The organism is Serratia sp. CC22-02, from assembly GCF_900182895.1.
In the GTDB taxonomy this organism is placed as follows: Bacteria; Pseudomonadota; Gammaproteobacteria; order Enterobacterales; family Enterobacteriaceae; genus Serratia; species Serratia nevei.
On sequence record NZ_FXUD01000013.1, the window covers coordinates 17894 to 30582 of the forward strand.

The window sequence follows — 12689 nt, forward strand, 5'->3', positions numbered from 1 at the left end:
TTATCTGGCGATGGGCCCGGCATGCCGGGCCCGCGGCGCGGATGACGATTACTCGTCGTCGCTGCCGCCCAGGCCTGCGTTGAGCAGCTCGGCCAGGTTAGCCGTCGCTTCTTCCGCGCTGACTTGCGGAACAACCGGCGCTTCACCCTGAGCACGACGACGCATGCGATCCTGATGATAAGCGTAACCGGTACCGGCTGGGATCAGACGGCCCACGATGACGTTCTCTTTCAGGCCACGCAGTTCATCACGCTTGCCGGCTACGGCAGCTTCGGTCAGAACGCGCGTCGTTTCCTGGAACGATGCAGCGGAGATGAAGGACTCGGTCGCCAAGGAAGCCTTGGTGATACCCAGCAGATCGCGCGAGAAGGTTGCCGCGATTTTACCTTCAGCCTCCAGCTGACGGTTGGCAATCTTGACGCGAGACACTTCAGCCTGCTCGCCTTCCAGGAACTCGGAGCCACCAGCGCTAACGATGGTGCCTTTACGCAGCATCTGACGAACGATAACTTCGATGTGCTTATCGTTAATCTTAACGCCTTGCAGACGGTAAACTTCCTGCACTTCGTTGGTGATGTAGCGGGTAACCGCATGCACACCACGCAGACGCAGAATGTCGTGCGGAGACTCTGGGCCGTCGGAAACGACGTCACCACGTTCCACCACTTCGCCTTCGAACACGTTGAGCTGACGCCATTTCGGAATCATCTCTTCGTAAGCGTCGCTGCCGTCCAGCGGAGAGATCACCAGGCGACGTTTGCCTTTGGTCTCTTTACCGAACGAGATAATCCCGCTGATTTCAGCCAGGATTGCCGGCTCTTTCGGACGACGTGCTTCGAACAGGTCGGCAACGCGCGGCAGACCACCGGTAATATCCTTGGTACCGCCGGATTCCTGAGGAATACGCGCCAGGGTATCACCCGCACCGATCTGAATGCCGTCTTCCAGCTGAACGATCGCTTTGCCCGGCAGGAAGTATTGAGCAGGCATATCGGTGCCTGGGATCAATACGTCTTCACCCTGAGCGTCAACGATTTTCAGTGCCGGACGCAGGTCTTTACCGCTACCGGTACGCTCTGCGCTGTCCAGAACGACCAGAGAAGACAAACCGGTCAGTTCGTCGGTCTGGCGAGTAATGGTCTGGCCGTCAACCATGTCCGCGAAGCGAATGAAGCCGCTGACTTCACTGATGACCGGCATGGTGTGCGGATCCCAGTTAGCAACGGTTTCGCCGCCGTTAACTTCTTCACCGTCGCCTTTGCCCATCACGGCACCGTAAGGCACCTTGTAGCTTTCTTTGGTACGGCCGAATTCGTCGATCAGTTTCAGTTCGGTGTTACGCGAGGTGATCACCAGCTTGCCTGCGGCGTTCATAACGAACTTCGCGTTGCTCAGCTTGAGGCTACCCTTGTTTTTCACCTGGATGCTGGATTCAGCAGCCGCACGAGATGCCGCACCACCGATGTGGAACGTACGCATCGTCAGCTGTGTACCCGGCTCACCGATGGACTGTGCCGCGATAACGCCGATGGCTTCACCTTTGTTGATGATGTGGCCACGTGCCAGGTCGCGACCGTAGCAGTTTGCACACACACCAAAGTCGGTTTCACAGCTCACCACGGAACGGACTTTAACGCTGTCGACAGAGTTCTCTTCCAACAGGTCACACGCCTTCTCGTTCAGCAGGGTATTGCGTGGCACCAGAATGTCCGCCGTACCCGGCTTGAGGACGTCTTCTGCCGTCACACGGCCCAGAACGCGTTCACGCAGTGGCTCTTTCACGTCGCCACCTTCGATAACCGGAGTCATCAGGATGCCGTCGTGGGTGCCACAGTCGTCTTCGGTCACCACCAGATCCTGCGCCACGTCAACCAGACGACGGGTCAGATAACCGGAGTTCGCGGTTTTCAGTGCGGTATCCGCCAGACCTTTACGAGCACCGTGGGTGGAGATGAAGTACTGGAGTACGTTCAGACCTTCACGGAAGTTCGCGGTGATTGGCGTTTCGATGATGGAGCCGTCCGGCTTCGCCATCAGACCACGCATACCGGCCAGCTGACGAATCTGAGCGGCGGAACCACGCGCACCGGAGTCGGCCATCATAAAGATGCTGTTGAAGGAAACTTGCTGTTCCACTTCGCCGTCACGGTTAACCACGTCTTCTACCGACAGGTTTTCCATCATCGCTTTCGCAACGCGTTCGTTCGCTGCAGCCCAGATATCGATCACTTTGTTGTAGCGTTCGCCGGCGGTAACCAGACCAGACTGGAACTGCTCCTGGATCTCGGCAACTTCGGTTTCCGCTTCTTCGATGATCTCCGCTTTCTTGGCCGGGATAACCATGTCGTCGATACCTACGGAAGCGCCGGAACGGGCTGCGTAAGCAAAACCGGTGTACATGATCTGGTCAGCAAAGATAACGGTCGGCTTCAGGCCCAGGATGCGGTAACAGGTGTTCAGCATCTTGGAGATCGCTTTCTTGCCCAAAGGCTGGTTAACGATCGAGTACGGCAGACCTTTCGGTACGATCATCCACAGGATGGCGCGGCCGATGGTGGTGTCGATGATGCTGGTCTGAGAAGTCCATTCGCCTTCGGCGTTTTTGACGTCTTCGGTGATACGCACTTTAACGCGCGCATGCAGAGACGCCAGGCCGGCGCGGTAAACACGCTCAGCTTCTTTGGAACCGTTCAGCACCATGCCTTCGCCCTTGGCGTTAACACAGTCGCGGGTCATGTAGTACAGACCCAGTACAACGTCCTGAGAAGGAACGATGATTGGCTCGCCGTTCGCTGGGGACAGGATGTTGTTGGTGGACATCATCAGCGCACGCGCTTCCAGCTGGGCTTCCAGCGTCAGCGGTACGTGAACAGCCATCTGGTCACCATCGAAGTCGGCGTTATAGGCCGCACAAACCAGCGGGTGCAGCTGGATCGCTTTACCTTCGATCAGAACCGGTTCAAACGCCTGGATACCCAAACGGTGCAGGGTTGGTGCACGGTTCAGCAGTACCGGGTGTTCGCGGATCACTTCGTCCAGGATATCCCAAACGACGGCTTCTTCACGCTCAACCATTTTCTTGGCGGCTTTGATGGTGGTGGCCAGGCCACGCAGCTCCAACTTGCCGTAGATGAACGGTTTGAACAGCTCCAGCGCCATCTTCTTAGGCAGACCGCACTGATGCAGACGCAGGTATGGACCTACGGTGATTACGGAACGGCCGGAATAGTCAACGCGTTTACCGAGCAGGTTCTGACGGAAACGACCCTGCTTACCTTTGATCATGTCGGCCAAAGATTTCAGAGGACGTTTGTTGGAACCGGTGATGGCACGACCGCGACGGCCGTTATCCAGCAGGGCGTCTACCGCTTCTTGCAGCATACGCTTTTCGTTGCGCACGATGATGTCAGGCGCAGCCAGATCCAGCAGGCGTTTCAGACGGTTGTTACGGTTGATCACGCGGCGATACAGATCGTTCAGATCCGAGGTCGCGAAACGACCGCCATCCAGCGGAACCAGCGGGCGCAGATCCGGCGGCAGTACCGGCAGCACGGTCAGGATCATCCACTCTGGCTTGTTGCCAGACTGTACGAACGCTTCCAGCAGCTTGATACGTTTGGTCAGCTTCTTGCGCTTGGTTTCGGAGTTGGTTTCGTTCAGCTCTTCACGCAGCTGCTCGCACTCGGCTTCCAGATCCATGTTTTTCAACAGGGCCTGAATAGCTTCCGCACCCATCTTGGCGTCGAATTCGTCACCGAACTCTTCCAGCGCATCCAGATACTGCTCTTCAGTCAGGATCTGACGACGCTCGAGGTTGGTCATACCGCCTTCGACCACCACATAGGATTCGAAGTACAGTACGCGTTCGATGTCACGCAGCGGCATATCCAGCAGCAAACCGATGCGGGATGGCAGCGATTTCAGGAACCAGATGTGCGCGGTCGGCGAAGCCAGCTCGATGTGGCCCATGCGCTCACGACGCACTTTGGTCTGGGTCACTTCAACGCCGCACTTCTCACAGATCACGCCGCGGTGTTTCAAGCGCTTGTACTTACCGCACAGGCACTCGTAATCTTTTACCGGCCCGAAGATACGGGCGCAGAAAAGGCCGTCACGCTCTGGTTTGAACGTACGGTAGTTAATGGTTTCCGGCTTCTTAACTTCACCGAACGACCACGAACGGATCATGTCTGGCGAAGCCAGAGCAATCTTGATCGCATCAAACTCTTCGGTCTTAGTTTGCGCTTTCAGAAACTTCAATAAGTCTTTCACGGATTGGCTCCTGTCGGAGTTAAACCTGTTGGGTACCCACAACCGCAGTAGGTACCCGTGTGACCTGAACAACCACCCTCAGGCTCCCTTAGGCGGGGAGCCTGAGCCGGAATGACGATTACTCGTCTTCCAGTTCGATGTTGATGCCGAGCGAGCGGATTTCTTTCAACAGTACGTTGAAGGATTCCGGCATGCCTGGCTCCATCCGGTGGTCGCCATCCACGATGTTTTTGTACATCTTGGTACGGCCGTTAACGTCATCCGACTTAACGGTGAGCATTTCCTGCAGGGTATAAGCCGCGCCGTATGCTTCCAGTGCCCACACTTCCATCTCACCGAAGCGTTGACCACCGAACTGCGCTTTACCACCCAGAGGTTGCTGAGTAACCAAGCTGTAAGAACCGGTTGAACGGGCGTGCATTTTATCGTCAACCAAGTGGTTCAGTTTCAGCATGTACATATAGCCGACAGTAACCTGGCGCTCGAATTGCTCACCGGTACGGCCATCGAACAGCGTGATCTGACCGGAGGTCGGGATACCGCCCATTTCCAGCAGCTTCTTGATTTCAGTCTCTTTCGCACCGTCAAACACCGGCGTTGCGATCGGCATACCTTTTTTCAGGTTCTCTGCCAGACGCAGTACTTCGTCGTCGCTGAAGGTGTTCAGGTCGACTTTCTGGCAAACGTCGTCGCCCAGATCGTAGGCCTTCTGGATGAACTCACGCAGCTTGGCCACTTCCTGCTGCTGCTTCAGCATCTGGTTGATCTTCTCACCGATACCTTTCGCAGCCATACCCAGGTGGGTTTCCAGGATCTGACCGATGTTCATACGTGATGGTACGCCCAGCGGGTTCAGTACGATGTCTACCGGCGTGCCGTTTTCATCGTAAGGCATATCTTCGATCGGGTTGATCTTGGAGATAACACCCTTGTTACCGTGGCGGCCCGCCATCTTGTCACCCGGTTGGATCTGACGCTTAACGGCCAGATAAACCTTAACGATTTTCAGCACGCCCGGGGCCAGATCGTCGCCCTGAGTGATCTTACGACGCTTGGCTTCCAGCTTCTTCTCGAAGTCGGATTTCAGTTCGTCGTACTGCTCAGCCAGCTGCTCCAGCTGGTTTTGCTTCTCTTCGTCGGTCAGGCCCAGTTCCAGCCAGCGATCGCGCGGCAGCTTGCTCAGCTTGTCGGCTTCGATGCCACCGGCAACCAGCACCGCGTGGATACGTGCAAACAGGCCGGCTTCCAGGATCTGCAGTTCTTCAGTCAGGTCTTTCTTCGCCTGCTTCAGCTGCATCTCTTCGATTTCCAACGCGCGCTTGTCTTTTTCCACGCCATCGCGGGTGAAGACCTGCACGTCGATAACCGTACCGGAAACGCCGTTCGGTACACGCAGAGAAGAGTCTTTAACGTCAGACGCTTTCTCACCGAAGATCGCACGCAGCAGTTTCTCTTCCGGCGTCAGCTGGGTTTCGCCTTTAGGCGTTACCTTACCGACCAGAATGTCACCGCCGGTCACTTCAGCACCGATATACACGATACCGGATTCATCCAGCTTGGAGAGCGCAGCTTCACCCACGTTAGGGATGTCGGCGGTGATCTCTTCAGGCCCCAGCTTGGTGTCGCGAGACACGCACGCCAGTTCCTGGATGTGGATGGTGGTGAAGCGATCTTCCTGTACCACGCGCTCGGAGACCAAGATGGAGTCTTCGAAGTTGTAGCCGTTCCAAGGCATGAACGCTACGCGCATGTTCTGGCCCAGTGCCAGTTCGCCCAGGTCTGTCGATGGGCCATCCGCCAGCACGTCACCGCGCTCGATTGGCTCACCCAGATTCACACACGGCATCTGGTTGATGCAGGTGTTCTGGTTAGAACGGGTGTACTTGGTCAGGTTGTAAATATCGATACCTGCTTCGCCCGGGTACATCTCGTCTTCGTTAACTTTGATAACGATACGGGAAGCATCCACGTACTGGATCACACCGCCGCGTTTGGCAACGGCGGTTACGCCGGAGTCAACCGCTACAGCGCGTTCCATACCGGTACCGACCAGCGGCTTGTCAGCGCGCAGGGTTGGTACGGCCTGACGTTGCATGTTCGCACCCATCAATGCACGGTTGGCGTCATCGTGTTCCAGGAATGGAATCAGTGAAGCACCAACGGAAACAACCTGCTGGGTGGATACGTCCATGTAGTCAACCTGGTCGCGGCTGAACAGGCTTGATTCGCCTTTGCTACGACAGGTGACCAGGTCTTCTACGAAGCGGCCTTCTTCATCCAAGTTGGAGTTCGCCTGGGCGATAACGAAGTTGCCTTCTTCAATAGCAGACAGGTAGTTGATTTCATCGGTCACCACGCCGTCACGCACGCGGCGGTACGGGGTTTCCAGGAAGCCATACTCGTTAGTCTGTGCGTACACGGACAGGGAGTTGATCAGACCGATGTTTGGACCTTCCGGCGTTTCGATTGGGCACACGCGGCCGTAGTGGGTCGGGTGTACGTCTCGAACTTCAAAGCCGGCGCGCTCACGGGTCAGACCGCCCGGGCCCAGTGCGGAGATACGACGCTTGTGCGTGATCTCGGACAGCGGGTTGTTCTGGTCCATGAACTGGGACAGCTGGCTGGAACCGAAGAACTCTTTCACCGCCGCCGAAATCGGCTTGGCGTTGATCATGTCCTGAGGCATCAGGGTATCCAGATCGCCCAGAGACAGACGCTCTTTCACCGCACGCTCAACACGCACCAGACCTACGCGGAACTGGTTCTCGGCCATTTCGCCGACGGAGCGGATACGACGGTTGCCCAAGTGGTCGATATCGTCCACTTCGCCCTTGCCGTTACGGATATCGATGAGCTTCTTCATCACTTCGATGATGTCGTCTTTGCTCAGGATGCCCGAACCTTCGATCTCGTCGCGCAGCAGAGAACGGTTGAACTTCATGCGACCCACCGCGGACAGATCGTAGCGGTCTTCGGAGAAGAACAGGTTCTCGAACAGGCTTTCGGCAGCTTCGCGCGTTGGCGGCTCACCAGGGCGCATCATGCGGTAGATTTCTACCAGCGAGCTCAGACGATCGTTGGTCGGATCGACACGCAGCGTTTCAGAGATGTACGCGCCGTGATCCAGATCGTTGGTGAACAACGTTTCGATGCGCTTGTGGCCGGACTGGCTCAGCTTGGCCAGCAGATCCAGCGACAGCTCCATGTTGGCTGCGCAGATCAGTTCGCCGGTATTGGTATCGATATAGTCTTTCGCGACCACTTTGCCCGCGATGTACTCTACCGGTACTTCAATGCTCTGAATGTCGTCTTTTTCCAGCTGACGGATATGACGAGCGGTGATGCGACGGCCTTTCTCTACGTAGATCTTGCCGTTGGCTTCGATGTCGAACGAAGCGGTCTCACCACGCAGGCGCTCTGGCACCAGCTCCATCTGCAGCTTGTTGTCGCGGATTTCGAAGACGATCTTGTCAAAGAACAGGTCGAGGATCTGTTCAGTGGTGTAGTTCAGCGCGCGCAGAATGATGGTCGCAGGCAGTTTGCGGCGACGGTCGATACGCACGAACAGGTTGTCTTTCGGATCGAACTCGAAGTCCAACCATGAACCGCGGTAAGGGATGATACGTGCGTTGTACAGCACTTTACCCGAGGAGTGGGTTTTACCCTTATCGCTGTCGAAGAATACGCCAGGACTACGGTGCAACTGAGATACGATAACCCTCTCAGTACCGTTGATCACAAAGGTGCCGTTTTCGGTCATGAGCGGAATTTCGCCCATGTAGACTTCTTGTTCCTTGATGTCTTTGACCGTACCTTCAGGCGCTTCGCGCTCATAGATAACCAGGCGCAGTTTTACGCGCAGCGGTGCAGAGAACGTCACACCACGGATCTGGCACTCTTTGACGTCGAAGACCGGCTCACCAAGACGGTAGCTAACGTATTGCAGCTCCGAATTGCCACTGTAGCTCTGGATAGGGAAAACAGAACGGAATGCGGCTTCAAGGCCGTACTGCCCTTCTGGATCTTGCTCGATAAACTTCTGGAACGAGTCAAGCTGGATAGAAAGGAGATATGGTATGTCCAGCACTTGTGGACGTTTACCAAAATCCTTACGAATACGTTTTTTCTCGGTATAGGAGTAAACCATAGGGTTCCTCAGCTCGCTGATCAGTGACCCAATCTGTCCGTCCGATTAGGGACAGTTCATGCAACACCGTTTTGTCGACCGGAAAGCGGGAACACTTTCCGCAATGTCTCTTGCTATCACGCTTAAACCATTTCATCGCGTCTTCCCCCAGAACTCCTGGTAGTGCAAAGACCGCGGTATATTAAGTCGTCAATAGAAACAAACATTGGGAGGCGAAACCAGCAGCCAAACAGTGTGAAACGCTACTGGCGCCCTACAGCGCAAAAAGGCTGGTGACTAAAAAGTCACCAGCCATCAGCCTAAAAGACTAGGCTGCAACCGGAAAGGTTGGCTTATTTAACTTCAACTTCTGCGCCAGCTTCTTCCAGAGATTTTTTCAGAGCTTCTGCGTCATCTTTGCTCACGCCTTCTTTCAGAGCGGCTGGAGCAGATTCAACCAGGTCTTTAGCTTCTTTCAGACCCAGGCCGGTAGCGCCACGTACTGCTTTGATAACAGCAACTTTGTTAGCGCCTGCAGCTTTCAGGATAACGTCGAATTCAGTTTTCTCTTCAGCAGCTTCAGCTGGGCCAGCAGCAACAGCTACAGCAGCAGCAGCAGAAACGCCGAATTTTTCTTCCATAGCGGAAACCAGTTCAACAACGTCCATTACGGACATAGCGGCAACTGCTTCCAGGATTTGGTCTTTAGTGATAGACATAACAATTGTTCCTAAAATTCAGAAATAGTTTAAATACGTTAGCAAAGGCTAAGAAAGAGTGGCTTACGCCGCTTCTTTCTGATCGCGTACTGCAGCCAGAGTGCGAACCAGTTTGCCGGCAGCGGCTTCTTTCATGGTTGCCATCAGGCGTGCGATCGCTTCTTCGTAAGTTGGCAGCGTCGCCAGGCGGTCGATTTGCGCCGCTGGGATCAGCTCACCTTCAAAGGCCGCAGCTTTAACCTCGAATTTTGCATTCGCTTTCGCGAACTCTTTGAACAGACGAGCAGCAGCGCCCGGGTGTTCGTGAGAGAATGCAATCAAGGTTGGACCGACAAACGTGTCTTTCAGGCATTCGAATGGAGTGCCTTCAACTACGCGACGCATCAGGGTGTTGCGAACAACACGCATGTAAACGCCAGCTTCACGACCTGCTTTACGCAGTTCAGTCATTTTATCTACGGTAACGCCGCGGGAATCCGCAACAACCGCAGACAGCGCGCCTTTGGCTACTTCGCTGACTTCAGCAACAATCGCTTGTTTGTCTTGAAGATTTAATGCCATTAGCTTTTTGCTCCTGGATTAGCCGGGGAAAATCCCCCGGAACTCACTTCACTCGGCGCTTTGTAAAACGCCACGCCGAGCGGCTTAACACGGTGAGCAGAATCCAGCAAAGACATTCTTTTATAAAAAAGAAAAATTTTCTTAGGCTCTGTCACCGTCTACGCAGGAAGGATTAAGTATCTTGCGATACACCTGCGGTCTTGGACGGAGGCCTGGATAGGCCAGGCTCCAACCGAAAAATCTTTGTTTTGCCTACGGCATAGCCAATAGCAAAACCTTGGGGCATAAGATTCTAGACAAATCTTGGCCCCAAGTCAAAGCGATAATCGCAAATGCGATTAGTTCGCTGCAGCAGACAGACCGCTCTGATCGATAGCAACGCCAGCACCCATGGTGGTGGAGAGGCTAACTTTCTTGATGTACATGCCTTTCGCCTGAGAAGGTTTTGCTTTTTTCAGCGCAACCAGCAGGGCTTCCAGGTTTTCTTTCAGTTTGTCTGCGTCGAAATCAACCTTACCGATAGTGGTATGGATGATGCCGTTTTTGTCGTTACGGTAGCGAACCTGACCTGCTTTAGCGTTTTTCACTGCTTCAGCAACGTTCGGAGTAACGGTACCCACTTTCGGGTTTGGCATCAGGCCGCGTGGACCCAGGATCTGGCCCAGTTGACCAACAACGCGCATTGCATCCGGGGAAGCAATAACAACGTCGAAGTTCATTTCGCCTTTCTTGATCTGGTCAGCCAGATCGTCCATACCTACCAGCTCTGCGCCGGCAGCTTTCGCTGCTTCAGCGTTAGCGCCTTGGGCAAATACGGCAACGCGAACGGAACGACCGGTGCCGTGTGGCAGAACGGTAGCGCCACGAACGTTTTGGTCAGATTTACGAGCGTCGATGCCGAGGTTAACGGCAACGTCAACGCTTTCTACGAATTTAGCGGTGGCCAGCTCTTTCAGCAGAGCAACAGCTTCAGTGATGTCATACTGTTTAGTAGCATCAACTTTGTCACGGATCACGCGCATGCGCTTGGTCAGCTTAGCCATCTCTTAATCCTCCACTACCAGGCCCATGGAACGAGCGGTACCTTCGATGGAGCGAGTCATCGCTTCAACGTCAGAACCAGTCATGTCCGCAGCTTTGGTTTCTGCGATTTCACGTACCTGAGCACGGGTCACTTTACCTACTTTGTCTTTGTTCGGCTTACCGGAACCAGACTTGATACCAGCCGCTTTTTTCAGCAGAACTGCTGCTGGCGGGGTTTTGGTAACGAAAGTGAAGGAGCGATCAGAATAAACGGTGATAACAACCGGAATCGGCAGACCTTTTTCAACGCTGTCAGTCTTAGCGTTGAATGCCTTACAGAATTCCATGATGTTAACGCCCTGCTGACCCAGAGCTGGACCCACTGGTGGGCTCGGGTTCGCCATACCAGCTGCAACTTGCAGCTTGACGTAGGCTTGTACTTTCTTAGCCATTTAAATTTCCTCGGTTTGGGTAGTATCGCCTCGTAAGAGGCTCCCCGTGTTTCACCCTGCCCAACATGCATCAGGCAAGGCATCTAAAAACAAAAGGCGCGAAATTGTAGTTCAATTTCGCGCCTTTGACAAGCGGCAACGCGCCACTCATTGCTGATTATTCGATCAGCCTTTCTCAACCTGGCTGAAGTCCAGTTCCACCGGCGTTGCACGGCCAAAGATGGAAACGGAAACTTTCAGGCGGCTCTTCTCGTAATCGACTTCTTCGACCACACCGTTGAAGTCGGCAAACGGGCCGTCGTTGACGCGCACCAGCTCGCCCGGTTCGAACAGCGTTTTCGGACGCGGCTTGTCACCAACCTGCTGCAGGCGGTTCATGATCGCATCAACTTCTTTATCGCTGATTGGCGCAGGACGGTCAGACGTACCGCCGATGAACCCCATGACGCGCGGTACGCTGCGCACCAGGTGCCAGCTGGCGTCATTCATCACCATCTGCACCAGCACGTAGCCAGGGAAGAACTTACGCTCGCTCTTGCGACGCTGGCCGCCACGGATTTCAACCACTTCCTCCGTAGGCACCATCACTTCGCCGAACAGCTCTTCCATATCGTGCAGTTTGATGTGTTCACGCAGCGATTGTGCTACGCGACCTTCAAAACCGGAAAACGCCTGAACGACGTACCAACGTTTTTTTGGAGCTTCAGACATTTTAGAACCTCAGGCCAGTAATAAACGACACCAGACGGACCAGAATACCATCCAGCCCCCACAGAATCAGTGACATCACGGCGGTTACCGCGGCAACGATCAACGTGGTGTGTAGCGTTTCCTGACGAGTTGGCCAAATCACTTTACGTACTTCGGTACGCGCTTCGCGGGCAAACGCAACGGTGGCTTTGCCTTTGGTGGTCATCAGAGCCACTGCACCTGCAACGGCGATGATCAGCACAACTGCCAGCGCGCGCAATGGCAGGCTTAAATCACGGTAGTAATAGTTACCGACAATAGCCACAACCAACAGAACGGCGACGATCAGCCACTTTGCCGCTTCCAGGCCGCGTCCGCTCCCTTGAGCCTCGGTATTCGCACTCATAAACCAACCTGTCACAATGATGATTCAGAACAAACAACTTTGCCTCGCATTGCGAGGCAAACCAAACCGATCGGATACCGCTTCAGCGCTATCCCGGTGTTTTACGCTATGACGTATTTCAGTCAATACGGTTTAAGAGCCCATCTCACCAATGATTATGACTGCAAAATCGCTGATGAGATAGGTTCTAGTTCACAGCGTAGAAAAAGGGCATCAAATGATGCCCTTTTACCGCGTGTCGCGTCAAACTTTATCAGCGATTAAGCGATAACTTTAGCAACAACACCTGCGCCAACGGTACGGCCGCCTTCACGGATTGCGAAACGCAGACCGTCGTCCATCGCGATTGGGTGAATCAGGGTGACAACCATGTTCACGTTGTCGCCTGGCATTACCATCTCTACGCCTTCTGGCAGTTCGATGGTACCGGTCACGTCAGT

9 protein-coding genes are annotated in these 12689 nt (G+C 54.5%); all 9 read right to left on the bottom strand.

Annotation, left to right across the window (positions count from 1 at the left end):
* Window positions 1-48 precede the first annotated feature (48 nt).
* On the bottom strand, window positions 49-4272 hold the full coding sequence (gene rpoC / locus QOL81_RS24515; protein WP_047729347.1) for a DNA-directed RNA polymerase subunit beta': 4224 nt from the start codon (window positions 4270-4272) through the stop codon (window positions 49-51).
* A 118-nt stretch (window positions 4273-4390) separates the two neighbouring features.
* Window positions 4391-8419: a DNA-directed RNA polymerase subunit beta gene (gene rpoB / locus QOL81_RS24520; RefSeq protein WP_004929900.1), complete on the bottom strand. Its 4029-nt coding sequence runs from the start codon at window positions 8417-8419 to the stop codon at window positions 4391-4393.
* A 332-nt stretch (window positions 8420-8751) separates the two neighbouring features.
* On the bottom strand, window positions 8752-9117 hold the full coding sequence (rplL, locus tag QOL81_RS24525) for a 50S ribosomal protein L7/L12 (RefSeq protein ID WP_004929903.1): 366 nt from the start codon (window positions 9115-9117) through the stop codon (window positions 8752-8754).
* A gap of 63 nt (window positions 9118-9180) precedes the next feature.
* Window positions 9181-9678, bottom strand: a complete 498-nt coding sequence (rplJ, locus tag QOL81_RS24530) for a 50S ribosomal protein L10 (protein WP_004929905.1) — start codon at window positions 9676-9678, stop codon at window positions 9181-9183.
* Between the two features lie 338 nt (window positions 9679-10016).
* Window positions 10017-10721: a 50S ribosomal protein L1 gene (gene rplA, locus QOL81_RS24535; protein WP_019456443.1), complete on the bottom strand. Its 705-nt coding sequence runs from the start codon at window positions 10719-10721 to the stop codon at window positions 10017-10019.
* Between the two features lie 3 nt (window positions 10722-10724).
* Window positions 10725-11153: a 50S ribosomal protein L11 gene (gene rplK / locus QOL81_RS24540; protein WP_015376316.1), complete on the bottom strand. Its 429-nt coding sequence runs from the start codon at window positions 11151-11153 to the stop codon at window positions 10725-10727.
* A gap of 165 nt (window positions 11154-11318) precedes the next feature.
* Window positions 11319-11864 carry a transcription termination/antitermination protein NusG gene (gene nusG, locus QOL81_RS24545; RefSeq protein WP_004929914.1) on the bottom strand — a complete coding sequence of 182 codons (546 nt, stop codon included), beginning with the start codon at window positions 11862-11864 and terminating at the stop codon, window positions 11319-11321.
* Between the two features lies 1 nt (window position 11865).
* Window positions 11866-12249, bottom strand: coding sequence for a preprotein translocase subunit SecE (secE, locus tag QOL81_RS24550; protein ID WP_004929916.1), 384 nt, complete (start codon window positions 12247-12249; stop codon window positions 11866-11868).
* Window positions 12250-12509: 260 nt separating this feature from the next.
* Window positions 12510-12689: EF-Tu C-terminal domain-related protein (locus tag QOL81_RS24555; protein WP_042706999.1), on the bottom strand; the 180-nt coding region annotated here is incomplete at its 5' end.